The sequence below is a fragment of the Vibrio bathopelagicus genome (assembly GCF_014879975.1).
Classification (GTDB): domain Bacteria; phylum Pseudomonadota; class Gammaproteobacteria; order Enterobacterales; family Vibrionaceae; genus Vibrio; species Vibrio bathopelagicus.
This window is the reverse complement of record NZ_CP062500.1, coordinates 63,747-89,230: the sequence shown is the minus strand read 5'-3', so window position 1 is coordinate 89,230 and position 25,484 is coordinate 63,747. Positions and strand designations below refer to the sequence as shown.

General features: G+C 42.8%; 20 protein-coding genes and 1 pseudogene. 6 read left to right on the top strand and 15 right to left on the bottom strand.

The features are described 5' to 3' along the window. Positions 1–95: 95 nt before the first annotated feature. Complete coding sequence (locus tag IHV80_RS00415; protein ID WP_192889703.1) at positions 96–1,475, bottom strand: DEAD/DEAH box helicase; 1,380 nt, start codon at positions 1,473–1,475, stop codon at positions 96–98. Continuing rightward, positions 1,469–1,999 carry a hypothetical protein gene (locus IHV80_RS00410; RefSeq protein ID WP_192889702.1) on the bottom strand — a complete coding sequence of 177 codons (531 nt, stop codon included), beginning with the start codon at positions 1,997–1,999 and terminating at the stop codon, positions 1,469–1,471. Before IHV80_RS00410 ends, IHV80_RS00415 begins: the two co-directional genes overlap by 7 nt. Before the next feature lie 104 nt (positions 2,000–2,103). Here IHV80_RS00410 and IHV80_RS00405 point away from each other — a divergent pair, with 104 nt between their 5' ends. Beyond that, a complete protein-coding gene (locus IHV80_RS00405; protein WP_086050306.1) occupies positions 2,104–2,430 on the top strand; it encodes a helix-turn-helix domain-containing protein in 327 nt (108 codons plus the stop codon). Between the two features lie 3 nt (positions 2,431–2,433). On the opposite strand, the gene IHV80_RS00400 is transcribed toward IHV80_RS00405, so the two are convergent. The 8 genes and pseudogenes from IHV80_RS00400 to ftnA form a co-directional block, all read right to left on the bottom strand. Next, the gene (locus IHV80_RS00400) at positions 2,434–3,630 is read right to left on the bottom strand and encodes a BaiN/RdsA family NAD(P)/FAD-dependent oxidoreductase (protein ID WP_192889701.1); all 1,197 of its coding nucleotides are present in this window, start codon (positions 3,628–3,630) and stop codon (positions 2,434–2,436) included. A 102-nt stretch (positions 3,631–3,732) separates the two neighbouring features. After that, entirely contained in the window at positions 3,733–5,229 is a 1,497-nt protein-coding gene (locus tag IHV80_RS00395) for a tyrosine-type recombinase/integrase (RefSeq protein ID WP_192889700.1), read from the bottom strand. Beyond that, a complete protein-coding gene (locus IHV80_RS00390; protein WP_192889699.1) occupies positions 5,219–5,728 on the bottom strand; it encodes a hypothetical protein in 510 nt (169 codons plus the stop codon). Before IHV80_RS00390 ends, IHV80_RS00395 begins: the two co-directional genes overlap by 11 nt. After that, positions 5,718–7,916, bottom strand: coding sequence for a hypothetical protein (locus IHV80_RS00385; protein ID WP_192889698.1), 2,199 nt, complete (start codon positions 7,914–7,916; stop codon positions 5,718–5,720). Before IHV80_RS00385 ends, IHV80_RS00390 begins: the two co-directional genes overlap by 11 nt. After that, on the bottom strand, positions 7,913–10,015 hold the full coding sequence (locus tag IHV80_RS00380; RefSeq protein WP_192889697.1) for a hypothetical protein: 2,103 nt from the start codon (positions 10,013–10,015) through the stop codon (positions 7,913–7,915). Before IHV80_RS00380 ends, IHV80_RS00385 begins: the two co-directional genes overlap by 4 nt. A 129-nt stretch (positions 10,016–10,144) precedes the next feature. Then, a pseudogene (locus tag IHV80_RS00375) lies at positions 10,145–11,161 on the bottom strand (NAD(P)/FAD-dependent oxidoreductase); the annotation flags it as partial. Positions 11,162–11,398: 237 nt separating this feature from the next. Further along, positions 11,399–11,722 carry a universal stress protein UspB gene (uspB, locus tag IHV80_RS00370; RefSeq protein WP_192889696.1) on the bottom strand — a complete coding sequence of 108 codons (324 nt, stop codon included), beginning with the start codon at positions 11,720–11,722 and terminating at the stop codon, positions 11,399–11,401. A 68-nt stretch (positions 11,723–11,790) separates the two neighbouring features. After that, positions 11,791–12,318 (bottom strand): non-heme ferritin, encoded by a 528-nt coding sequence (ftnA, locus tag IHV80_RS00365; RefSeq protein ID WP_192889695.1) that lies wholly within the window; start codon positions 12,316–12,318, stop codon positions 11,791–11,793. Positions 12,319–12,505: 187 nt separating this feature from the next. Between ftnA and uspA the strand changes: the two genes are divergently transcribed. Together uspA and IHV80_RS00355 are read left to right on the top strand one after the other, a co-directional pair. Next, complete coding sequence (gene uspA / locus IHV80_RS00360; RefSeq protein WP_102437838.1) at positions 12,506–12,940, top strand: universal stress protein UspA; 435 nt, start codon at positions 12,506–12,508, stop codon at positions 12,938–12,940. A gap of 52 nt (positions 12,941–12,992) precedes the next feature. Then, positions 12,993–13,871 (top strand): carboxylate/amino acid/amine transporter, encoded by an 879-nt coding sequence (locus IHV80_RS00355; protein WP_192889694.1) that lies wholly within the window; start codon positions 12,993–12,995, stop codon positions 13,869–13,871. A gap of 112 nt (positions 13,872–13,983) precedes the next feature. On the opposite strand, the gene IHV80_RS00350 is transcribed toward IHV80_RS00355, so the two are convergent. The 3 genes from IHV80_RS00350 to IHV80_RS00340 form a co-directional block, all read right to left on the bottom strand. Then, positions 13,984–14,553: a hypothetical protein gene (locus IHV80_RS00350; protein WP_192889693.1), complete on the bottom strand. Its 570-nt coding sequence runs from the start codon at positions 14,551–14,553 to the stop codon at positions 13,984–13,986. Between the two features lie 121 nt (positions 14,554–14,674). Then, positions 14,675–15,454 (bottom strand): class I SAM-dependent methyltransferase, encoded by a 780-nt coding sequence (locus IHV80_RS00345; protein ID WP_192889692.1) that lies wholly within the window; start codon positions 15,452–15,454, stop codon positions 14,675–14,677. Between the two features lie 159 nt (positions 15,455–15,613). Continuing rightward, positions 15,614–18,736, bottom strand: coding sequence for an EAL domain-containing protein (locus IHV80_RS00340; RefSeq protein WP_192890697.1), 3,123 nt, complete (start codon positions 18,734–18,736; stop codon positions 15,614–15,616). Between the two features lie 126 nt (positions 18,737–18,862). Between IHV80_RS00340 and asnC the strand changes: the two genes are divergently transcribed. Continuing rightward, positions 18,863–19,327: a transcriptional regulator AsnC gene (asnC, locus tag IHV80_RS00335; RefSeq protein WP_009848066.1), complete on the top strand. Its 465-nt coding sequence runs from the start codon at positions 18,863–18,865 to the stop codon at positions 19,325–19,327. A 153-nt stretch (positions 19,328–19,480) separates the two neighbouring features. Here asnC and prlC read toward each other — a convergent pair whose 3' ends face one another. Beyond that, positions 19,481–21,523, bottom strand: coding sequence for an oligopeptidase A (prlC, locus tag IHV80_RS00330; protein WP_192889691.1), 2,043 nt, complete (start codon positions 21,521–21,523; stop codon positions 19,481–19,483). 279 nt (positions 21,524–21,802) lie between these two features. Here prlC and IHV80_RS00325 point away from each other — a divergent pair, with 279 nt between their 5' ends. Then, entirely contained in the window at positions 21,803–22,657 is an 855-nt protein-coding gene (locus IHV80_RS00325; protein WP_192889690.1) for a 23S rRNA (adenine(2030)-N(6))-methyltransferase RlmJ, read from the top strand. A 188-nt stretch (positions 22,658–22,845) separates the two neighbouring features. Further along, entirely contained in the window at positions 22,846–24,201 is a 1,356-nt protein-coding gene (gorA, locus tag IHV80_RS00320) for a glutathione-disulfide reductase (RefSeq protein WP_004735546.1), read from the top strand. Positions 24,202–24,344: 143 nt separating this feature from the next. Here gorA and IHV80_RS00315 read toward each other — a convergent pair whose 3' ends face one another. Continuing rightward, the gene (locus tag IHV80_RS00315; RefSeq protein ID WP_192889689.1) at positions 24,345–25,313 is read right to left on the bottom strand and encodes an SPOR domain-containing protein; all 969 of its coding nucleotides are present in this window, start codon (positions 25,311–25,313) and stop codon (positions 24,345–24,347) included. Positions 25,314–25,484 lie beyond the last annotated feature (171 nt).

Here is a 25,484-nt window from a genome sequence, read left to right as displayed (position 1 = left end):
CCTGGCTTACATTACCTAGAAGGGGTCCTTTGCAAAGTAATTCATTTCATCACCTCAACGTACTTATCATAAATCTAGCCCATGCTTTCCCCCGATCACATAGAGGTAAAAGCCGAAATCACTCTCCGTTTAAAAGCACCAAGCCGCAATTCATCAAACGTCCCTAGTGTCCCGTAAAGGTTGTTTGAATTGCCGGTACGGCTTTCCCAGGATACTGTTGCGTCGATACTATTTAGAGGCTCTCTCGAAAGCTTAGCAGTTAAATTATTCTGTCGATTAACTAGCTCTGTCTCCATTGGTTTTCCCATATTCACATAGATACAAGATTCTGGAATATCATCTTCAATTCGCTCTGCAAACTGAATGAGGTTTTGTTCCGCAAACGTAAATAGCCATGCTTGCCTAGCCATGGAAGAGTCTATACGAAGAATACGTCCTAGTACTTGTCTGAAATATAATTCCGTTTTGACAGAACTCATATGGCAGCACACTTGGAGTCTAGGTATGTCTGTCCCCTCACTTATCATTCCGACACTAACAATCCATTGAGAGTCACCTTGTCGATAACGGTCTATTTCTGCGAGTGGTTCTTCATGCCTATAAGTGACAATTGAAACGGTTTGGCCAAACTTTAAAGAAAGTATATCTTTGATAGCTTGAGCATGTAGAACCGACGCAGCAACAACTAATCCACCGGCATTGGAAGAGTCAATACGTATTTTTGCTAGCCGATCACATCCTAAACCGAGTAAATACTCCATCGCTTCTTGGTTATGTATCACACTCTGATAAGACGCTTTCGTCTGTTTAAGCATCTCTAAGATCGATGAAAATGACTCCACTTTTTCGCTACTACAGACAGACAATTGCTCATTATCAACCAATACAATATTAGGTGCTCTACAGACACCATCATCAATAGCCTGTTTAAGGGTGTACTGGAAGTCGACAAGGAGCTGTCCGTCTGGGTCACTGTATTCACCCATAACAATAGGTAAAGAGTCAGAGCGCCACGGAGTCCCCGACATAGCAAGAGTATAGGTCGCTAGTCCCTGAATCTTAGTGAGCACTTGCTGCCCCCAGACGTTCGCATTTTCAAGCTCAGTCCCAGAACAATGGTGGATCTCATCAAATACAACAAACACTCGATGATTACGTAACGTCTCCCAAAATTCATCGTTAAGAAATTGAATGGATTGATATGTTAACGACTGTCCGATAGAGCCTAGACCACCGTTAAAAGTGCAATTAAGAGTCTGAGAAAAGGTTTTTTTGATTCCCTCAGAAACCGTTAAAGATGGAGAGAAGCACAATACAAGATCGACCATATCATCATTAAGTAATCTTGATGCGACAGTTGCAGCGAGCACCGTTTTTCCAGAACCAGGCGTTGCTTGGCAAAAGAAGTGTTGCCGGTTTCCTCTGAACTTCTGCAACGCATCTTCAGAACATTCAACCTGCCACTGCCTCAACACGATTGATTGCCCTCAGAAAGAGTTTTAAGAACATTCTCTAATCCATTCATCTTTCCAAGCAAGTGCGCAGAGCGTTCTCTTGCATGTTGTAACAATGGCATTAATCGGCTCTCGAGTTCAGGAAACCGACACCTTAATGATTGATATTCATCTATTTCACCAAGAACGAGCTCCAATTCACCTTTGTATTCATTACTCTCTCGAAATAACACGGAATAATCCGGTGTAGTCTGTTTTGTAGAAGCTTCTCGTTCAACTTTTCTTCGGGGCGCGGCTTCAAGCTCCATAAATTGCTCAGTTTGAAAGTATCTTTTGTTTCTTCCTTCTCCTTCACTGTGCAGCCAACCCCTTTGTTGGTATTGCCATATTTGCCGATAAACCTTCTTCCGAGCTTCATCAAGGTTTTGTGTACCATCCCCATCATTTAATGAAGCATCCCTTGCCTCTATAACAGAAAAACCATCCATTCTTTTTTCAATCAACAGCTTAAACATTACCGCACTGATTCTAGTAGAACGTTTCACTTACTGCCTACACCATTCAAAAATACTAAGGATTGCTTAGTATACAGAAATCAGTAAAACTAAGAAAATCTTAGTTACATAGAGCCTATTAATATGAATTCTAAATGTCGATCGACAACCCTATTCCTGTGCGGCTCAAAGAAGTTCGCAAAAAAGCAAAGATCTCCCAAAAAGAATTGGGGATGCGTATTGGTATCGATGAAAGTTCGGCTAGTGCGCGAATGAATCAGTATGAGAAAGGGAAACACACTCCAGATATCAGTACGTTAAAGAAAATGGCTGACGAACTTGGCGTACCTTTAAACTACTTTTTTTGTGAGGATGAAAGCTCGGCAGAACTAGTTTGCCTGATAGCAAAAATGAGTAAGGCTGAAAAGCAGAAGCTCATCAGCCTTATAGGTGAAAATATTCAAGATATTGAAAGTAAATAAGTCTTATGCGTTTTGGCCTGCGACCCAACCAGACGACCAAGCCCATTGGAAGTTAAACCCTCCAAGGTGACCTGTCACATCAACACACTCACCAATAAAGTAAAGCCCTGGTATATCTCTAGCTCCCATTGTTTTAGACGATAAATAATTGGTGTCAACACCACCAATGGTCGCTTCTGCTGTTCTATACCCTTCAGTCCCATTAGGTTTAATTTCCCAAGAGTGAAGAGCAGAGCTAATATTCTCTATCTCCCGTTTATTCAATTGGCGAAGTGGTTTATTTTCAAACACATTAAGTTCGATAAAATACTCGACAAGGCGTTTAGGTAACACTTTAGACAGCGTTGTTTTAACCTCTTGTGCAGGGTTGTTTTCTGCTGCTTTTTCAATCAGTTCAATAGCGTTCAGACCAGGTAGCCAATCAACTTGAACTACATCGCCAGAGTTCCAATACGAAGAAATTTGCAATACTGATGGGCCAGAGATACCTCGGTGAGTAAATAAAAGAGCTTCTAGGAACTCTTGATTGTTGCAGCTAATTCGGACAGGGAGAGCAGTTCCAGTTAATTCTGTTAACCCTTTTTCTCGACCATCTAATGTGAACGGTACCAAGGCTGCTTGAGGAGAAACAACCCCTAAACCAAACTGTTCAGCGACTTTCCAGCCCAAAGGGGTTGCACCTAAACGTGGCATTGAAAGTCCACCCGTTGCGACAACCAAAGACTTACAATTAAAAATTCCATTGGAAGTCTCTACTTTAAAATTGTTATCTGCTACACGTTCAATTGAAGTAATTTCACATTGGTACTTATATTTCACGTTACCAGTTTCATCACACTCATTAATTAGCATTTTTACGATATCTTTCGAGTCATGATCATTAACACAAAACAATTGCCCATGATCACGCTCTTCAAACTCAATACCATGCTTGTAGATCATCGAAATGAAATCCCAATTGGTATATTGAGCCAGTGCAGATTTAACAAAGTGGGGGTTTTGACTTAAAAAGTTTTTTGCTGTGACATCATAGTTGGTAAAGTTACAACGCCCACCTCCAGCAATAAGAATCTTACGACCAGGCCGTTTACCATGATCAAGCACAAGAACTGAACGCCCGCGTTGACCTGCACTAGCTGCGCACATTAAACCGGCGGCGCCAGCTCCAATAACAATAACATCTGACTGAATAGCTGACATGAAATAAGACTCTCAGGGCTATGAGTGGTAAATAAAAGAGCGACATAGTACGGAAAAAGGCATTCACCAGCAACAAGCTCACGCAGGTATCAACACACCTAGTCACTTATCAACTAGAAGATTCGACTCTTCTTCAATCGCATTTAAGTTTTCTATTATAGGTTTTAAATCAGCCCCACTATAATTTAGCCCCTTTATCTGCGCTCTAGCATCACTCACCAGTTTCGATATTGCACTAAAACGTGAGTGTAAATTCTTCATTTGATAAGCGTACTCAAAGACATCTAGCTCTTCCCAAGCTAGATCAATATATTCGTTCAAGCTTTTATGGTCTTTATGATCAGTGAAACTAGCAACTTTCTTAAGAATGGTTTCATAATCTTTATCATTAAAATTATGAGCGCTCTTCAAAGGGCTTTTATCCATGAAAGAAACAAGATGTAGCTTAACCATGTTAGTTACAAAACGATGTCTAAACATACTTTGACAAGTTTTAGTCACGATACCAGCTCTCAAGCTCAATCGCTTAAAATCCATATAAGCTGCGGACTGTTTTACAGATTTAGCTGTCTCTGAATTCAAATATATAAAATCATCCACCTCAGACTCACTAGATATAAGCTCATACTTTATCAACCTCTTGATGAACTTCTCTCTATGCACTGACATAAAAATCTCGATCCTCATAGCAACACTACGCTCTAAGGGAATTATACGAAATCGTGCCTCTTCACGTTTGTATGTAGGAATTTCAAGCTTTGCCTCTTCAATGTGTTCTACATTCGAACTATAGGGAATTCGAACAAGTTCTATTGGTCTCAATCCCGTAGCTTCAAGCAATTCAAGCTGAATACGCCTTCTGTGGTACATATAATCAAGGTGAGCCTCTTGGTCTTCCTTGTCAAAAAGTTGAAATAAATGGTCATTTAGCCGCATCACACCCCTTTCGCAATTCAATGTATCCCATAACCTCTTTATGACAGAGGCGGCAATAGCGGTTTTTGGCTTCGTTGCTGAAGTTGGTAAACGTGTAGGAAAAACTTCGGACGGTCCAAAATTTCGACCTTCCCGGCCTCTTTTTTGAATTATTTTGAGCTTAACTTGATACCTTTGCTTTGGTCTATCAACACCGATAATGTATTGAGTTGGGTAATGCTCAGCTTGAAGCCATTTCAGAAAGGCTACAAACTTAGGAAGAATTATAAGCCTAATAGTGTCGTTGTTACGTGCACGCGTTAACCCATCCGATTTCTTTTCAGCAACCAACTCACTGACTAACTCATCGATGTGTATTGTTGTTAGATCCCAAAATTCAACGTTCTTCTTATAACAATAACGGACCAGGTGAGACAGTGCAGAGGCATAAGTGCCAACTGTCCCCCCATCTTCTCGAGTAATTGTTACTGCACCTTCAGAAACTAAGTGCGCAAGATACATTTCAACAGGAAAGCAAGTAGTTCCATCAGGCCAACGAAACTGGTAAATCCCCTCAGATATATCTTTATTTGTTAAGACTTCACCTGAGCTCTCATCAAAACGAAGTATTGAAGGAAACTCTACATCAGAAATGAAGGTGTATAGTTGACTTTTATTTTTCATTATCAACCTCTTTCTTTAACCCGAAATGATCTGCATACAAGTTTTTATGCTTGTTGTATTCAAGAGCATTTCCATTCGAGTTTGCAAGTAAATCAAGTACTAAACGATTAAGGTCGTTATAAGCCCTAACCAAAATAGCTTGGTCACGTTGCAAGTTATCAATAAGTTGCTTGGCCTCCTCCATCGGTGTCAGGTTTGGTCCTTCATTACTTGATTCTAAAGGGATATTTTTATGCCTTTTTATTAGCTCTTTTCTAAGGTTATCAACGACTTCATAACCATTAAGGTTCCCTTCACATAGAATATAGTCTGCACAATATTTCTTGAAGGAGTTCAGAGACATCCCTTCAATGCCTCTTCCCTTACGCTTAAGATTGGCAAGGCTTTCTTGACGATCACATTTCGAGATTAGCCATGTATAAGTATTAGAGTTGTCATTGATGGCTTTTTTCATCTCACTGTATAGATTAATGACTGACTGAGCTTTTTTATTTAACATTACTTTCCTCCTCCTCAACCTTGGTTACTTGGAAAGCAACTTTTGCCTTTTCAATCAATCCATTACGCTCACCAATACTATAGAAAACAATCGAAAACTTACCTTTTCTCAAACGAAGCGCTATGTAAGCTGCAAGATCATCTTCAGGGATTGATGTGTAATCTTTAACCTTAAAGTGCTCACAAACAAGCCTATATAGTTCCTCAGTGTTTTTCATTTCAAGTAAAGAACTTTGTTCATGAAAGTAGGTGACTTGTTGACGAGCATAATCAGCTTCTATCTCTGTCATTTCAGAGCCTGGATTGTTGGATTCAATATAAGAAAGGATATGTTCTGAGTTGGCATGACCTGCGATCCATCGGCATGCATCGATTGAGGAATGTTTTAAAGACCAAAAAAATGTCAGTAGAAATGTTTTCCTCATCTCGTGAACATTAATATACCAACGTCGACCGTATTCATCGACAGTCGTCTGATAGTAATCACAAAATCGTTCCAGAGATCCGATTATCAAATCTGAACCGAGGATGCTTCCCATTCTATTATCTGAACCTGTATTTAATTGATAAAGCAGGTAACCCGACTCCCGCTTACTCACTTCATAAGCAAACTCCTGTGTGATTTTATTGAGTTTTTGTAAAGTCTGAATCGCTCTTGCTGTAATCTTAGGAATCGGTTTAGCTGTTTCAGGAAGCTGGTCATTCATTCCAGACTTCATGAGAGAATGAACCATCCAGTAACCATCTCCTTCTTTGTGAAATAAACAGTCATATGGCAAACGAACAATTTCTTCCATGCGAATCGGTTTCAATCCCGCAATCAAAATAAAACAAGACGCTTTCAATAGCTCTAAGAGACATACAAAAGATAATCCGGTTCGATCTTCATTCATTTTATTCTTTGAGTACTCTTTAAACTCTTCATCAAGACGAGAGAAGCTCACTATATTAAAGTGGCTTTTGATCTCATTAGGCAGCAGTGATTTCAATACATCAATTTTTTTGTAGTTGTAATTATTGTCTCTATCCAAGTGCCCCTTAATCTCAAGTTCTGTTAACAAAGCCTCATAAAACTGAACGATGTTATCTGCATGATTAATTATCATATCGATAGACTTATTAAGAGTAAGTAAACTGGTTTCCAAAGGTATCCAAGGAGTGTGCTTTGTTGGTTTCGATATCCTAGAAATGTAGGCTGAAAGCTCCCCAACCCTTATTGCATCAGGATTTGGTAAAAAGGCTTTAAACATATCCCAATACTGAAAACCTTTTCGGAAAAGCGTAACAATCGCTACTGCTGCAGTGTCTGTATATGTTTTTCCTCTTACATCTTTCATTAGTGGAGTTCGGTGAGATGGAAAGTCGGTATATTGATTTACTGGCAATAAGACCTGGTTGTTTTGCTCAAGTAGATCCGGCTCGAACTGCCTAAAGAACAAAGTTCCAGCATGCCCATAAGCATCTTGTGCAGAGAGAGAGGTGTTTTTATAGAAACTTTGTCGATCAACCACCTTTTTTCCGCGGCCGTTATCTCTATATAACTCGTTACTTTCAAAAAACGAAATGCCTTCTTTTATCGTTTTTTCATCTAACGTCAAAGGATCAACATGATGATCTAGATGTAGACCCATCTCAGCCATCAAACGATGACCAAAACGAAGAGCGCCGAATGAGCCACCAGATATAACTTCCTTTAAGAACAATTTGATATCTGATTGCGATAATTTAGAAAAACCATATCTGCTCGGTTCAAACTTGTCTTTATGAAGATACAGCCAGTTGACGAAGGTTAATATTCTTGACCCCATATGTTGAACAGATATTGAAGCCATTCTTTCCTGGTTAATAGGGTCATCAACTATTAAAAAGAACCACTTTTGTAACTGATGTAAGAAAGGCTGGTTAACTGTATCAGTGAGGGCTGTTCCGTCAGGCAACTGTCTATTCCAGTTAACACTGACTGTATAACGGTACATCTCTCCTGTTTTTTTCAGTCGCTCTTTATTGTTTTTTCTAGTTTTTGATGTTCTAACAACCCACTTTTCAGCATGAACATCCGAAAGCAACCACCGAGCTTTGTACTCCGTATGAACAAGGTTATCTATAGCATCAAAGGCCGAAAGAAAATCTACAATTTCAGCTTGCAAATGTGCTTGATTTGGTCCGATATGAACATTAATAGACTTCATTGCTCTTTTCCTTTAGATACAAATAAATCGCCCCAGCTTGTTTTATTCAATAGCTTGGTTGCCTGTTCGGTCGCTCTTATGTGTATTTGACTAATACGTGATTCTTTACTTGTCGGAAGGAAATTGATGAGATGGTTTGCAAGTGTAATAAAAGCAAGAGGTGATAGCTGAGTTGCATCATCTACTATCGACAAATCCTTTGAACTCACCGAACTATTTAGTGCAGCTAATCGGTATAGATATAGTGCAGTCAGAACATTTTCAGAAAGAGGAACATCTAATTTCCCTTTCACCTCACTGCTTACACCTTCCGAAGATAGACTACGTAAATACTCAATAAGAGGACTTTTATTACCCTCATCTTCTAGAAGCGTCAGAAGAAAATGGTGTATTTCTTGCCAAGAATTAAAATCGACAGCATCAAGACAGTAATCTTCCTTGAATGTCGCTGCCACGATAAGCAGATTCTGAAACCGTCGAACTAATCTTGTATTGTATTGAGCGATCAAAGGCTCTGGAATATAGTATTTAAGAGCAACTTTCTGTGTGTTTCCCAAAATTCGAGAAGCTGAAGCTATCGAACCAGTTCTGAACCACTCTAAAACACCTTCAGATGCTCGGATCTTAGAGTGATTTATAGCGCCCGGCCCTAACCCAATACCAAGTAATGAAGGGAAGTGACTTGATAAGTGTATCTGCTTATGACCTCGCTCAACTGTGCGTTTAAGTTCGGCTCCTGTTATGATTTTATCCACCTTACAAGAGTCAGGATTAACCAGTCCTTTACTCTTTCGGGAGTAAGCCAAAAATAGGAAGTTTTCTTGTTTCTTATTTTTTATTAAATGCAGGTGTTTTTTGCGGATTTCATGAAGAAATTCAATGATCTCTAAGCTAACGTCATCAAGGTTTTCTTTTTTCATATCTGACGCGCGAGCTTTAGTAATAGAGAACGACATTCCTAAGTCATCAAGCTCTAATAAAGGTTTATTATCTGTATATTTAACCTTAGCTTGCAACAATGATATGTAGGTAAATTTGGGGTTTAGCATCATCAAGAGTGCAATCAAACAGCCAATATCAGCATTACGAAGATAACCAAAACACCAATCAAAACGATGTGAAATATCAATATTATCAGTAGATTCAAAACCTAACTTAGGTAAGCACCTAACCGTGAATGCCTGATCTGATAGTGAGCTGGGTAATTTAGCTTTGGGGAAATCTTGTAGCTTAAAAATGCCATTACATTCCGAACCAACTACATACATGAATAGCATTGAACCAAATAGTGACGTTGGATTGGCTATATGTCTTCTACGCGGAGGTTTTGGTTTTCCATTTTTTCCTAAGTCATTCCGGTCATAGGAAAAGTCATAGAGATCACTATTTATATAGCGAGCCAATAATTGGGGGTGCTTTTTAGGGAACTCTTCCATCAAAGACTGAGCAAAGTCATAGTGTAATTTAATAGCTTGCCAGTATTTTAGTAAGCAATCATGCAATGCATTCCTTGAACGCTTCAAATCAAACTGTATCTCATCAAGGTATTCGGCATCACTTCTAGAAAGAGAAATTGGAACTAAGACATTGTTAATGGTGTCATCAACTTTAACTTCAGTCGCTTTTTTTTCACCTATCAGAACAGCCTTAAAGCTACTTTTTTTAGTAAGTTCACCTGTCTTTTTCATTCTAGGGATAATCACGTGGGGAGGTATAACGTCTCGATCCTTCAAGAACACTAAGAAGGGTTTGAGGTTTTTATTCCACTCATCAACACGAGTAGATAACGCCTTGTTGTTTGGGGATACTAGTGTTTTAGCATACGCTTGCTTCACTAATTCGCGCCACTCTGTGGCATTAGTTGGTAGGCAGTCTATGCATATATATTCGAATGTTGCATAGAGTGTACTGTTGATACGTTTAATCCAAGACACATAAGATGCAGATCTCTTGCCTTGGCAATAAAGAATCATTAGCTCAGATAAGACATCTCTATCTTTAAGCTGAAGGTGATAAGTTGAAAGCTCAATGAATCGATCGATTCCACGATCGCAAGTATAGTTAAAGCCTGGTTTACCGTTTTGGACATGATATTTCATGAACCCACCTAATTGTCATTATTTAAATCAAAAATAAACACCTAAAAATCAAGCAATATCATTATAGAACATATGCTTAAATTAAGTATTAACTCCGATTTTGACAACTTAGTGTGTTAGGAATATCTTAGTTCGATAACCTTCAGTACCGTTGGGTGCAATTTTCCAGTTCTCTAGATGCTCTACAATTTCATTTAGCTGCTTTTCGTTGAACTGTTTGAGCGGCTTGTCTTCAAGCTCTTTACGGTCAATCAATACCTCAACGAAACGCTTTGGTAATGCTTTCGCCAAGGTGTTTTTCAGGCTTTGATTTGGGTGCTTCTCGCGAGAGTTTGCGAGCAGTTCAGCCACATCCACTTCAGGAACTAAATTAATCGAAACCGACTGACCTGCTTTCCAGAATGAAGAGATTTGCAGTACCGAAGGACCAGATAGGCCGCGGTGAGTAAACAGTAATGCTTCTTTGAATAAAGTGCCGTCTTGCGCGGTGATCTCAGCAGGAATCGCGATTCCTGAAAGCTCTGCGAAAGCTTCTTTATCTTCTTTATGCAGGGTAAATGGCACCAAACCAGCGGTTGTTGGCACAATAGACAGACCAAACTGCTCAGCCACTTTATAGCCAAATGGGGTCGCGCCCAGTTTTGGCATTGAAAGGCCACCGGTTGCAATCACCAATGAATCACACTCAACTTCATCGGTGTTGAGATGCATCTTGAAGCCAGCGTCTGTTTTCTCAATAGAATGAACATCGCAGCGGTAACGCTCTTCAACCTTTGCTTGCTTGCACTCTGCTAGCAGCATGGTGACGATATCTTTTGAGTTATGGTCATTCACACAGAACAGTTGTCCGTGATCGCGTTCTTCAAATTCAATACCGTGCTTACTCACCATCGAGATAAAATCCCAGTTGGTGTATTGAGAAAGTGCCGATTTTACAAAGTGACTGTTATTACACAGGAAGTTATTGGCACTGACATCATAGTTAGTAAAGTTACAGCGACCGCCACCAGCAATAAGGATTTTTCTTCCCGGTTTTTTTGCATGATCTACGACTAGTACTCGTCGGCCACGCTTGCCCGCTTCTGCTGCACACATCAAGCCAGCTGCACCTGCGCCAATTACGATTACGTCAAATTTTTCACTCATTGCGGTTCTGCTTTCTTCACTTTTGCATCACGAAGCACGCCTTGTGCCCATAATGCCACCAATAAAAAAGGATGTGCATAACAGCACATCCTTACTAATTACTCGCTATTTTAACGGCAATTTTCAACTTTGCAATTGATGTTCATTCGTGCAAATACCTGCCAATATCCACAATATAAAATGGGTGGCCGATTCGGCAGTTTGAGCTCTAATTAGACACTCAAGTGACCTTAAAATTTAAACGATGAATGAAGACAATAGCGTTACACCGAGTAAAGATACGGACAATATAAACAACTGTCTCACACGATCACATTTTGTCGCAAATACTGTATCGTGATGATGGTGATATTCTTTACTTTTAATGTAACTGAACAAGCGCACTTGTTTAGTCATATTGCCATGGGTTGTGAAAAATCCACCACCGTCGACTTGTTGGTAAAGCAAGGGGTGAGCTTCTCGCATGATATAAATAAGCGTTCTTAGCGCAGTAAGATATCGCGCCCAGTTCACGCATGTCACAACCATTAGTGCAAATAGAATAGTGTCGCCGCTGATCATCCTTTCCTCCCTACATCTTCAAGGGAATACTCAAGAGAAAAAGATAATCAGTGTCTTTTTCTTACAGCCTAAACTGCAGGAGCTTCCATAATTGAAGATGAACCATCTTTTGCCAATTGCGCTAGGTCTTTATCAATAAAGAACAGTGCTTTACCGTCTTCACCAACGAGCTCTAGCTTATCCAATACACCTTTAAACAACTTCTCTTCTTCGTGTTGCTCTGCAACGTACCATTGCAGGAAGTTAAAGGTTGAGTAATCTTGTGATGTAAAAGCAACGTGAGCCAGTTTGTTGATTTTTTCAGTGATCATTTGCTCATGTTCGTATGTTTCACGGAACACGGCACCAAGGCTGTCGAATTCATGTTTTGGCGCTTCAATCGCACCTAGAATTGGCATTGCACCTGTTTCACTAACGTAAGTGAAAAGACGCTGCATGTGTTCCATTTCTTCTACTGCATGAACACGCAGAAACTCTGCTGCACCTTCAAATCCTTTGTCTTCACACCAAGCACTCATTTGTAAGTATAGGTTGGATGAGAAAAATTCTAGATTAATTTGATCGTTGAGTTGCTCAACCATTGTTTTAGACAGCATTTAAGTCTCCTGATTACACCTTGATTTTCTCTACTATATCACTATTTAATGAATATCTCGCTGACCATTACTTAACCAACAATTTGTGCAACCAGTACGCAAGACGATGGATATGAGATCACTTCAGCAAAAAAAGGCATCACATAGTGCTAATCTTTAATTAGACAATGAATAGGGAGGTAGCGATATGAGTTACAAACATATTTTGGTCGCGGTCGATTTATCTGATGACAGTAAATTGATTGTCGATAAAGCGGTAGCACTGGCTAAGCCATTGGAGGCAAAAGTCTCTTTTATCCATATTGATATTAACTATGCCGAGCTGTACACCGGCCTTATCGACATCAACATGGCAGAAACTCAGCATAACGCGATGGAAGCATCTCGAGTTCAGCTGCAAAATTTTGCTGAACACGCTCAATACCCTATCACCCACACCTTAGTGGGCAGTGGCGACCTGAGTCATGAGCTGTGTGACACCATCAACGAGTTCAATGTTGATTTAGTGGTTTGTGGTCACCATCAAGATTTCTGGAGCAAGCTACTTTCATCTACACGACAACTGATCAACGCCTCTCCAGTTGATATGCTGGTCGTGCCTCTAAGAGATTCAGAAGACTAATGATTTAAGGTTAGGTAACATACAGCTCATATCTTATTAACGAAGTTTTACTATGAGCTATTTAGCTGGTGTTACCCTCCTATGGGCCTTCTCCTTTAGCCTGATCGGCGTCTACCTCGCAGGTCAGGTTGATGCTTGGTTCTCTGTTCTGATGCGTGTCGCTCTTGCGGGTGTCGTATTTCTTCCCTTCCTTAAGTTTCGTGGTGTATCACGTAAGCTGATCGCTAAACTAATGGCCATTGGTGGCATTCAGCTTGGGCTGATGTATTGCTTCTACTATCAATCGTTCTTGCTGCTGTCAGTTCCTGAAGTCCTTTTGTTTACTGTTTTCACCCCAATTTATGTCACGCTTATTTATGACTTTCTCAAAGGGCAATTCTCCCCTTGGTACCTAGTGACCGCCGCTATAGCGGTATTAGGCGCGGTATTTATTAAATTCGCGGGCATCAATGAGAACTTTTTAGTCGGCTTCCTGGTCGTGCAAGGCGCGAACCTATGCTTTGCTATTGGTCAGGTTGGCTACAAGGTAGTGATGGAGAAAGAAGCGACTGAATTACCTCAACACACGGTGTTTGGTTATTTCTATTTAGGCGCTCTGTGTGTGGCTTCGGTTGCTTTCATGCTACTAGGCAACCCTGAAAAACTGCCTACGACCACACTTCAATGGGGAATCCTGCTCTACCTCGGCTTAATTGCTTCAGGACTGGGTTACTTTATGTGGAATAAAGGCGCGTGCATGGTAAATGCTGGTGCACTGGCGGTGATGAACAATGTACTGGTCCCAGCAGGCCTTGTGGTGAACATCCTGATTTGGAACAGAGATGTCGATTTGGTTCGATTGTCTATTGGTGGTGGGGTTATCTTGCTGTCTTTATGGGTTAACGAGACTTGGGTTAAGAAGCGTGTTGCGAGATCCGCAAGCAACGCCTAACTGCTTTCAATGAGCTGCATGAGTTAGCTCGGATAGCCCCAGAAAGCAAAAGAGCGACCGTAGGTCGCTCTTTTTAAATCATCTGTGTAGCAATAAGCTCTTCGAATTAACTTCAGTGGATGTGATTGTGGCTCACTACCTGAGTCTTGCTTTCAGTGAAGGTAACGTCATCAAGTTGTAGGTTGATGCGTTCAAGGTCACTTTCCAGTTTTTGGCTTTTCTTAAACAGCTTTTGCTGCTTCTTAATCATCTTCGCTAGCTTTTTGTTGTACTTCTCTTGTTTCTTGGCCGCTTTCTTCGCTCGTTTAAGCTCAGCTTTGTCATCGCCAACAGCCATCAATTTTTTCAATTTGGCTTTTTTCAGCGCGACTTTATCCGCTTTTTCTACGGTAGCAGGGTCAAAGATTTGTACGACTGGATCAGCGCTGTCCATTACCTCGATAAGAGACACCTCTGGAGTTGGCAATGTTTCAGCAAGTAGACCACACGCGGCTTTTTCTTCAACGGGTTTATTCTGGCAATCAATCGGTGGGATGGCTGTCGGTTTGCATAGATTCGCTTGATCCGCCGAAGAACGTGCACAAGAACGACACACAAACTTAGGTTCAGTCACCAAACTGTGGATTTCTCCCAAGTGTTCGGTGATATCTCGACGATTTAACTTACAAAAGCGTTTAGCCATGCTACAACTCCAGCTAAGAATAATAATGATTCTTAGTTAGATATACATCCGTAACGCGACTATCGCAAGTGTTAAATAGCAATTTATCGTATTTATGACGGGAAACTTTCTTTGCGTACTGCTAAGTCATTGATGCTTTCACATAGACATCAAAACGGTTCTTTTTGGTTTCGATCGCCATGCTTGGTTTTTGCTCACCTAACCACGCTGCGTAGTCCGGTCTTTTGACCACAACGCGCTTTGATGCCAACTTCATCGCTGGCTCAAACAAGCCATCAGCATCCAGATCTGCGCCAACTAAAGATTGGAATACGCGCATCTCTTTCTTAACCAAAGCCGATTTCTTTTTGTTCTCAGGATGCGGGTACATAGGGTCGAGATACACCACGTCTGGCTGTTCGAAGTCAGGATCGTTACTGAGCTTGTCTAGGGCATCATGGCTAGAAGCATGAATCAACTTCATGCGCTCACTCACCCAACCGCCGATGTCTGGATCTTGTTGCGCTCTCTGCAGTCCGTCATCCAATAATGCAGCCACAACTGGATGTCGCTCTACCATCTGTACTTTACAACCCAAAGAAGCCAGCACAAACGCATCACGCCCTAAACCAGCGGTGCCATCTAAGATAGTTGGTGTTGCGCCTTTGTTTAGACCTGCTGCCTTAGCAATTGCCTGACCTTTACCACCACCAAACTTACGTCTGTGACCGACTGCGCCTCCGACTAAATCAACAAAGATAGCACCAAGCTTCGGTTCATCGACTTTACGTAACTCAAGTCGCTCGCTAGTCAGTACCAAAGCGAAATCGCTGTTTTCATCATGAGATAAATTCCAACGGGTCGCTAAGTCATTTAGATGATCGATTTGGGTGGCATCTTCGCAAATCAGTTGTAGTTGCAAGGTCGTCTCCAACAGACAGTAGTATTCAAAACAAAAGAGGCAACCAGTTTACCTGATTGCCTCAACAATACATATTCGCGGTGCAAACTATTAGCTCTGAAAGCTATGAGCACTGCAAGTGCTAGTACTAAAGAACGGTCATCGTGTCGTTTGGTTCACTTAATCTGAGTGCTCTAACGCTCGCTCTTGCTGTAACTCTTCAACGAGCTCTGCGAGTGGCTTAGGTCGACCAATAATATAGCCTTGCGCATAGTTAACGCCGAGGTCGATCAGTTTGTCGATGATCTGAGTGTTTTCAACAAACTCAGCTACCGTGTGTTTACCCATCTGCTTAGCTAGGTCATTGATAGAACGAACCATCACATGATCCATTTCGTTGACATCAATATCACGCACAAACAGGCCATCAATCTTCACAATATCGACAGGCAATTTTTTCAGGTAGCCAAACGATGATAAGCCTGAGCCGAAGTCATCAAGCGCAATCATGCAGCCAAGCTCTTTGATTCTAGTGAAGAACTTGATCGCTTGTTTCATGTTGCTCATCGCAGCCGTTTCGGTGATTTCTAAACAAATCTTATGGCAAGGCACTGACGAGCTCGCCAAGCTTTCAATCAAGAATTCAACAAACTCTCTGTTACCCATCGAATGACCGGACAGATTGATTGAACACATCCCAAGTTCATCTATCACCTCTGGGCGCTGTTCTAACCAAGTGAGCGTTTGGCTCACGACTCGGCGATCAATCAAGTGCGCAATGTTATAGCGCTCTGAGGCAGGCATGAAGATCCCAGGAGAAATGTACTCACCCTTGATGTTCTTGATTCTCACCAAGATCTCGAAGTGCATTTTCTCACTGTCTTTGTCTAAACCAAGGATACGCTGTGCAAACAGCTCTAAGCGATCATTCGCCAAGGCCTCATGAACAAGGTTAACGCACTCCATTTCAAGGTGACGACGACGGATATCTTCATCATCTTGATGATAAAGGTTATAGCGATTGCGACCTTCTTCTTTCGCGGCATGACAAGCCGCATCCGCCTGAGCGTGCACCATTTGTGGTGAAGCGGCAGTATGGTCAATCAATCGGATACCGATAGAGCTGGTCAGGTTGAGGCGAATATCCCCCCACAAAAATGGGTTCTCGCTCATCATCGAGATGATACTGCGACACACATTGATCGCATCTCTCTCGGTGCAATCTTTCAGTAAAACCGCAAACTCATCACCGCCCATTCTAGCCAGCACCGTGTTGTACGGCAGTACCTCTTCCAATAGTTTGGCACTAAACATGATTGCGGCATCGCCCGCTTCATGGCCTGCTGTGTCGTTCAGTACCTTAAGTTGGTCTAAATCTAAGAACAGCATTGCATGAGTACGCATGTGGCTCTCGACTTCTTTAAGTGCCTTTTGCAGTTCTTGTGCAAAATGATTGCGGTTGAAAGTATCGGTCAGCAAATCATAGCGAGCCTGATACTCTAGTTTTTCAGAAAGCTCATGAGTCTCGGTGATATCTTCGCCGACAATCAACAACTGATCAGACTCAACCAATGGACGAATGTTTTCACGAATCCAGATTGTACTACCATCAGCATGACGATATTCAATATCACGACGCCAAACGCCACGAACTTTGTGCTGTGGTTGCAGCAAGATATGACGCGGGATCATCGCATTTTCATCGACATAGAACTCTCTTGGACGATGACCTAGCAATTGATCTAGAGGATAACCTAACACCTCTTCAGCAAACTGGTTTACTTGCTGAATACGGTTGTTACCATCCAGCGTAATCATCATCACGGGTTGCTTGTCGTAATACAGTTTGAGATTCGCTTCACGTTGGAACAACTTGTTTTCAGCGAGTTTACGAGAAGTCACATCACGCGCTTCAAATAAGAACTGGGTGTCGTCCTCTTCATTGCCCGGCATCGACTTCAGTGAAATTTCCAATACCATCACACCACGGTCACGACACCATACTTCAGCTTCAAAGCGCAAAGCAGGCGGCGTTTCTTTACTCGTAAAATACTCCTTCAAGATTTCACGAGCAGACTCTTCCCAATGCTGATGATTTTGAAGAGGAGTACCAAGCTTGTAGCCTTGGTTGTAGAGCAGCTCATGCAGCTTACTGTTACTCGACAACAACACCCCATTTTTGTCGATAATGCCCATAAATTGCAGGCTTTGATCGAATATCGACTCAAGCAACATTTGGCTTTTTCGGCTTGCCCGTTCACTTTTCTTAAGTCGGTTGAGGTAATACACCAAGGTGGCAATCACGCACGCCATGGCTAAAAACAGCAAGCCAATCGTACGAATCTCATCGCGATAGCGCGCGAGGAATGACTTAGGCTTATTTAGAAAAGTCACCGAGGCTTCATTCTCTGCGCCCAGATCCCAACGGGAGATCTGCTGATAATCGATCTTTATTTCCGGAGCGCCAGCTACCACAGGGGGAAGTGGGTTTGTTGGGTTAGCCAACACGTTCAATAGGACACGCCCAGTATCTCGACCTTGCGTCTCACCGCTCTGAATAACGCCTCCGATAGCGCCAAACCCAAGCCCCAAGTCATGCACCATATACAGGGGGATTTGAGTCTGTGTATTTAAGTTGCGCCAATCTTCATCGCTGCTGACTCGACCATCGGCATCGCGGTAATAAGCCCAAAACAGCAAGCTTGTTCCGAGATCGGCACGCTGAGAAAATGCCACGAGCTCTTGATAAGAATCAGGAACATAGTGTTCAACAAGTTCAGAAAACTCAGGGTGTTTTCTAACAAACAGATCGATTTGAGAACGAATGGCCTCACCCGTTACTGAATGATCGGTAACAATGTAGATTTTTTTGACTGTCGATTGAAGACGCTTGATGAGTTCAATATTACCGGCTAAATCAATATCTTCACTAATACCCGTCGCGTTCAAGCCTTCAATCATTTCAGGAGAAAAGTTGTTGATGCCACCAAAGATAACAGGAGTTTCTTTGAGATCGGGGGCGAGGCGCTTCATTAAATTGAGCGCGTTATTATCACTAACCACAACAGCAGCAAACTCTTCATGCAGTAGTTTGGTGTGATAAAGCTGATAAACACGCTCAAGATACTCAGGATTTTGAGAGCGCTTGCTATCGAGGTAAACGACACGGTAAGACAGACCATCACGGTCAAGTTCTGCCGCTAACCCTTTGTGGAAATCGTCTGTCCAGAAAAAACCTTGATGGTAAGAGTGGATCACCAACACATCTTTTGTCTGCGCTGAAGCAAAAGTACTCCAACACACCACAAGAAATAACAACCAAAATCGCACTGAATTCACCTTAACATCATCGTTGCTGCTAATATTATCACCCTTGGCTATGATATGTACTCTAGCCGGACTATTTTCATTCGATATAAGGGGTTACGCATGTCCACAACTACTGCTCGTCTGGATGACCTAGACCGCGCTATTCTCAAAACTTTGATGGAAGATGCGCGCACGCCTTATGCTGAAATGGCAAAGAAATTCGATGTCAGCCCCGCGACGATTCACGTTCGTATCGAAAAGATGAGATCGGCCGACATTATTGAGCGAACCGAGGTTGTGGTAAACACAAAAAAACTGGGTTACGACGTGTGTTGTTTTATTGGTATCAACCTCAATGCAGCCCGTGATTACCACTCAGCCATTGCTAAACTAAACGCATTAGACGAAGTGGTTGAGGCTTACTACACCACGGGCGCCTACAACATTTTCGTTAAGCTGATGTGTAAATCGATAGAAGAATTGCAGTTCGTGTTGATTGATAAATTGCAGGCGATCGACGAGGTTCAATCGACTGAGACATTGATTTCATTGCAAAACCCTATCAATCGCAACGTGAATCCATAACTTATAGACGCACTCGATTATGTTTAGATGATCCAAAAAGAAAAGGCTGAACACAATGTTCAGCCTTTTTTTATCTAACTTATGTCGTCTCGAATCTAAGCTCTGTTGCCATAAATCTAAGCTATGTAATCACTAATATAAGGAATCACAAGCCTAAGCTTGAATGCCCGCATGACGAAGCATTGCATCGATTTGTGGCTCACGACCACGGAAGCGTTTGAACAGCTCCATCGGCTCTTCACTGCCACCCATCTCAAGGATGTTGTTCAGGAAGCGATTGCCGGTTTCAGTGTTGAAGATACCCTCTTCTTCAAATGCGGAGAACGCATCTGCAGATAAGACTTCTGCCCATAGGTAGCTGTAGTAACCTGCGCTGTAGCCACCAGCAAAGATGTGACCAAAGCTGTGTGAGAATCGGTTCCAATCAAGGCTTGGCAGTACCGATACCTTAGACTTCACGTCAGCTAATGTTTCTAGTACGCGAGCACCGACTTCTGGATCGTATTCTGTGTGCAGCGTGAAATCGAACAGGCCAAGCTCTAGCTGACGCAGGATAAACATCGCTGACTGGAAGTTCTTCGCCGCGAGCATCTTCTCTAGCATCTCTTTTGGTAGAGCTTCACCGGTTTCAAAGTGACCAGAGATAAACGACAGCGCCTCTTCTTCCCAACACCAGTTTTCTAGGAACTGACTTGGTAGCTCAACGGCATCCCAAGGTACACCGTTGATACCTGCCACAGCACCCGCTTCAACTTGCGTTAGCATGTGGTGGATACCATGACCAAATTCGTGGAACAAAGTCACGACTTCATCATGGGTAAACAGTGCTGGCTTATCACCGACTGGTTTGTTGAAGTTACACGTTAGGTAAGCCACTGGCGTTTGTAGCTCGCCAGATTGAGTAATACGACGACCGCGACAGTCATCCATCCAAGCGCCACCACGTTTGTGTTCACGTGCGTATAGATCTAGATAGAAGCTACCGCGCAATGTTCCTGTCGCATCAAAGATGTCGAAGAAGCGCACTGAATCGTGCCATGTATCCACACCTTCACGCTCAGTCACCGACATACCAAACACACGGTTTAGTACTTCGAACAAACCAGAAACGGCGTTCGATTCAGGGAAGTATGGACGAAGCTCTTCATCAGAGATCTCGAACAGGTTCTGTTTTTGTTTCTCGCTGTAGTAAGCGATGTCCCACAGATTTAGCTCAGAGACACCAAACTCTTTCTCAGCAAACTGACGTAGCTCTTCTACTTCGCGCTCACCTTGTGGTTTGGCCTTTACTGCTAGGTCGTTAAGGAAACCAAGTACTTGGTCTGGCGTTTCTGCCATCTTGGTCGACAGTGATTTCTCGCTGTAGGTGCTGAAACCCAGCATGCGAGCGATCTCGTGACGCAGCTTAAGTTGTTCAGTGATGATTTCAGTGTTGTCCCACTTACCTGCGTTTGGACCACGATCTGAAGCGCGAGTTACGTAAGCTTCGTACAGCTCTTTACGTAGCGCTTGATTATCACAGTAGGTCATCACCGGTAGGTATGAAGGAATGTCCAGAGTCAGTAGGTAACCTTCCAGCTCTTTAGCTTCTGCCGCGGCTTGTGCTGCTGCCAATGCCGATTCAGGCATACCGGCCAGTTCAGCCACGTCTGTCACCTGCTTGCTCCAACCCATGGTTGCATCAAGCACGTTATTTGAGAACTGAGAACCCAGCTCAGACTGGCGCTTGCTGATCTCGCCGTAGCGGTGCTGCTCGTCTGCTGGCAAGCCAATGCCTGACAATTCAAAGTCACGCAGTGCGTCTGTAATAGTTTTCTGTTGAGCTTGGTTTAATGCCGAGAATGCTTCACTCGCCTTGATCGCTTTGTAAGCTTCGAACAAACCTTTATGTTGACCAACCCAAGTGCCGTATTCAGAAAGTACAGGTAGGCAGCTCTCATAAGCGTCACGCAACTCATCGCTGTTCATCACAGAATTCATATGGCTTACTGGTGACCAAATGCGGCCTAAACGATCATCCACTTCATCAATCGGAGCAACGAGGTTGTCCCAGCTTGGTGAAGTATTACCTTCAAGTACTTGTTCTATCTTGTTGCGACACTCTTCAATCACTTGATCAACCGCAGGCTTAACGTGCTCAGGTTTGATTTGTGAAAACGGAGGTAAGTCCGTGAAGGTTAATAGCGGGTTAGACATATAAACATTCCTTTGGCTTTAGAGACTTTCGTCTTTTTTGTAATGAGGTCGTCTTACAGTCATCAGGCTAAGGGGCGCCCTAAAAAATCACCTGCGAATAATTATTAAATAGTGCCCATGAAGGCAAATTTCAATAGCAGAACCAATAACTAACTGCATATTGAGAACGACTGTTCCTGAATTGATCGAGAATTTATGGTCCATTGAGGGTTATAATAGTCTGATTAACCCCACCTACACTAACCACACTCTAATTCGAGAGTGTTACGAGAGTTTAATTTGTTAAGTTATCGCCACAGCTTCCACGCAGGTAACCATGCCGACGTAGTAAAGCATATCGTACAGAGCCTTATTCTTAATTCTTTGAAACAGAAGGATAAGCCTTTTGTTTATCATGACACTCACTCTGGTGTAGGTCGTTACGACTTAACGCATGAATGGTCTGAAAAAACCGGTGAATACAAGCAAGGTATCGCACGCCTATGGTCTGCAAGTGAAGCGGGGCAACAAAACCTTCCTGAAGACATTCAAAGCTATCTTGAGTCTATCTCAGCACTCAACAATGGCGAGAAACTTCGTTTCTACCCGGGCTCACCACGTGTTGCACGCGCACACCTACGCGACCAAGACCGCATGGTATTAACCGAGCTTCACCCTGCAGACCACCCTCTGCTTGAACAAGAGTTCCACCGCGATCGTCAGGTGTCTATCTACAAAGAAGATGGTTTCCAACGCTTAAAGGGCAGCCTACCACCTAAAGAACGTCGTGGCTTGGTGCTTATCGACCCACCTTACGAGCTTGCAAAAGAGTACCGCGATGTCGTGACTGCGATTGCTCAAAGCCATAAGCGCTGGGCAACCGGTATCTACGCAATTTGGTACCCGGTGGTAAACCGCTGTGATATCGAAGACATGATCGAAGGGCTAGAAAGCTTAGGCATCAACAAAATTCTACAAATCGAACTTGGCGTATCACCAGACACCAACGAGCGCGGCATGACAGCATCAGGCATGATTGTTATCAACCCACCTTGGAAGCTAGAAAGCCAAATGAACGAAATTCTTCCATTCTTGAAGGAAGCAATTGCGCCAGCGACCGGTCACTTCAAGGTAGAGTGGATCGTACCTGAGTAATCTCGAACTTAACGTCATCGTCTGACGAATACTCAGCAGACTGTGACGTGCACGAATAAATTTTAAACAGGGAGATTGAGTTCAACCGATCTGCCCTCAATATAATAATTAGACAATTTAAGAATCTATAGGACGTAGGTGTTCAGTGTGCTCACTGTACCCACAGCCTTTAATAAATGGAGAAAGTAATGGCGACTCATTTTGATTACATCTGTATCGGCGGCGGTTCAGGCGGCATCGCATCAGCTAACCGCGCAGCAATGCACGGTGCAAAAGTTGCACTTATCGAAGCTCAAGACCTTGGTGGTACTTGTGTAAACGTTGGTTGTGTTCCTAAAAAGGTTATGTGGCACGGTGCTCAAGTTGCTGAAGCGATCAACCTATATTCAAAAGACTACGGCTTCGACGTTGACGTAAAAGGCTTCAACTGGGGCAAACTGGTTGAAAACCGCCAAGCGTACATTGGACGTATCCACCAATCTTACGACCGTGTTCTTGGTAACAACAAAATAAACGTAATCAAAGGCTTTGCTAAGTTTGTCGATGAGAAGACTGTTGAAGTAAACGGTGAGCACTACACTGCGGATCACATCCTGATCGCAGTGGGAGGTCGTCCAACCATTCCAAACATCCCTGGCGCAGAGCACGGTATCGACTCAAATGGTTTCTTCGACCTGATGGAGCAACCTAAGCGTGTTGCTGTAATCGGCGCAGGCTACATCGCTGTAGAAATCGCAGGCGTACTAAGTGCACTTGGCACAGAAACACACCTGTTCTGTCGTAAAGAGTCACCACTACGTAGCTTCGATCCTATGATCGTTGAGACACTGGTTGAAGTAATGGAAGCGGAAGGCCCAACACTTCACACGCACTCTGTTCCTAAAGAAGTAGTGAAAGAAGCAGATGGCACGCTGACTCTACACCTAGAGAACGGCAACACTCAAAACGTTGACCACCTAATCTGGGCTATCGGTCGCCACCCAGCAACTGACGCTATCAACCTAGCTTCAACGGGCGTTGCAACGAACGACCGTGGCTACATCAAAGTAGACGAGTTCCAAGCAACCAACGTTCCTGGCATCTACTGTGTTGGCGACATCATGGAAGGCGGTATCGAGCTAACACCTGTTGCTGTTAAAGCCGGTCGTCAGCTTTCTGAGCGTCTATTCAACGGTCAAACAAACGCAAAGATGGACTACACGCTGGTTCCTACTGTTGTATTCAGCCACCCACCTATCGGCACAATTGGTCTAACGACTCAAGAAGCTGAAGAGCAATACGGCAAAGACAACATCAAAGTATACACGTCTGGTTTTACTGCAATGTACACAGCAGTCACTCAGCACCGTCAACCCTGTAAGATGAAGCTAGTATGTGCTGGCGAAGAAGAGACAGTCGTCGGCCTACACGGTATTGGCTTCACTGTTGATGAAATGATTCAAGGCTTCGGCGTTGCAATGAAGATGGGCGCAACCAAAGCAGATTTTGACTCTGTTGTGGCTATCCACCCAACGGGCAGCGAAGAATTCGTAACGATGCGCTAAGCGCTGAATACAACGAATGTTGCAAAAAGCAGGCTACTTAGCCTGCTTTTTTTATACCTACCATTACCAACTGTAAAACGTTTAATCTTGAATAAAAAAGCTCCAACGATAATTGGAGCTTTTTTATTGAAAAACTATTCGCTCTACTTCACGCACATCACGTTAAGTAATGAGGAACCTTTGAGTTGGTTTACGTTGCCATTGGTAAATAGGCCCTTCTTATCAGCCCCCCAATAAGGTAGGTGCATTGGCCAGTTCTGCTTTTCCATGACTTTTGAGCCAAGAATGCTCTGCCACTGCTGTTCATTCATCAACTTCATGCCGATCTGATTACACACAAGTTCGGCACTACCAAAATCTAAACGACTCCAAGGCTTTCCCTGCTCCATATAGAACTGCTGTTTATGGTCCGACAAATAAGGCACCGCATACTTATTGCCTGCAACATTAGCGGTCACACGAACTTCGATATCAAGATCATTACCGGAACTTGAACCATTGCTAGGAATCGCTTGAATTGCGGCTGCACTCGTTGCGGCTAACGCAGAAGTAGCGACCACAGGTTTAGGTGTAGGCTTTGCTGCTGGTTTTGGTTTTACAAGAGCCTTAGGCTTAACCATTTTTGGCTCTGCCGGTTTTGCAACGATAGGCTGTGACGAGGTCTGAGACTTATCAACCATACGAATAAAGGCTTCGCTGTATCCAGACACTTGACGCACCTGAGCCAGATCTTTTCTCGCATCAGAGAATGTAGAATAAGGGCCAATCAGACAACGATAATCGTCACCTTCAGGCTTCATCCATACGTTAGTCGATATCTTTTCATAAAGGGGCTTAGCTCGGCTCAATGACAAAGGCTTATTAAGCAGGCCACATTGAACCCAAAACAGCTCATTAGCTGAATGACGTTTAGGCGCCTTGCTACCCCAAACACCCTTACCGATCGGACATGATTGTTCTAGCTGTGGTAATTGATTAGTGCTTGCTTGAGTAGCATCACATAGAACCGATTCTGCATTAACCTGGCTCGATGCCAAGAGGGATGCAGCAATAAGCCCCATACGATAATTTTTACTCACAGCACGACATACAGCATTCATTGTCAATTTCATAACCACCACTTAAACCCTCGCGGGCTAATTGTTACCGATTCTATGTCGATAAAACATGAATTCCATTTTAAGTAATATTGACCATATCAATAATACTAAGTTCCAGATCCATTAAGCAAAAAAAGAGCCGTAATTGCTTACGGCTCTTAGTTTAGTGATTTTTTTTACTAA

Excerpts from the sequence above, each read along its gene's own strand:
- prlC (WP_192889691.1), bottom strand. The coding sequence starts at position 21,523 with ATGTCTAACCCGCTATTAACCTTCACGGACTTACCTCCGTTTTCACAA.
- IHV80_RS00405 (WP_086050306.1), top strand. The coding sequence starts at position 2,104 with ATGTCGATCGACAACCCTATTCCTGTGCGGCTCAAAGAAGTTCGCAAA.
- IHV80_RS00350 (WP_192889693.1), bottom strand. The coding sequence starts at position 14,553 with ATGGCTAAACGCTTTTGTAAGTTAAATCGTCGAGATATCACCGAACAC.
- IHV80_RS00380 (WP_192889697.1), bottom strand. The coding sequence starts at position 10,015 with ATGAAATATCATGTCCAAAACGGTAAACCAGGCTTTAACTATACTTGC.
- IHV80_RS00400 (WP_192889701.1), bottom strand. The coding sequence starts at position 3,630 with ATGTCAGCTATTCAGTCAGATGTTATTGTTATTGGAGCTGGCGCCGCC.
- IHV80_RS00395 (WP_192889700.1), bottom strand. The coding sequence starts at position 5,229 with ATGAAAAATAAAAGTCAACTATACACCTTCATTTCTGATGTAGAGTTT.
- ftnA (WP_192889695.1), bottom strand. The coding sequence starts at position 12,318 with ATGCTGTCTAAAACAATGGTTGAGCAACTCAACGATCAAATTAATCTA.
- uspB (WP_192889696.1), bottom strand. The coding sequence starts at position 11,722 with ATGATCAGCGGCGACACTATTCTATTTGCACTAATGGTTGTGACATGC.
- uspA (WP_102437838.1), top strand. The coding sequence starts at position 12,506 with ATGAGTTACAAACATATTTTGGTCGCGGTCGATTTATCTGATGACAGT.
- IHV80_RS00390 (WP_192889699.1), bottom strand. The coding sequence starts at position 5,728 with ATGTTAAATAAAAAAGCTCAGTCAGTCATTAATCTATACAGTGAGATG.
- IHV80_RS00315 (WP_192889689.1), bottom strand. The coding sequence starts at position 25,313 with ATGAAATTGACAATGAATGCTGTATGTCGTGCTGTGAGTAAAAATTAT.
- IHV80_RS00385 (WP_192889698.1), bottom strand. The coding sequence starts at position 7,916 with ATGAAGTCTATTAATGTTCATATCGGACCAAATCAAGCACATTTGCAA.
- IHV80_RS00355 (WP_192889694.1), top strand. The coding sequence starts at position 12,993 with ATGAGCTATTTAGCTGGTGTTACCCTCCTATGGGCCTTCTCCTTTAGC.
- gorA (WP_004735546.1), top strand. The coding sequence starts at position 22,846 with ATGGCGACTCATTTTGATTACATCTGTATCGGCGGCGGTTCAGGCGGC.
- asnC (WP_009848066.1), top strand. The coding sequence starts at position 18,863 with ATGTCCACAACTACTGCTCGTCTGGATGACCTAGACCGCGCTATTCTC.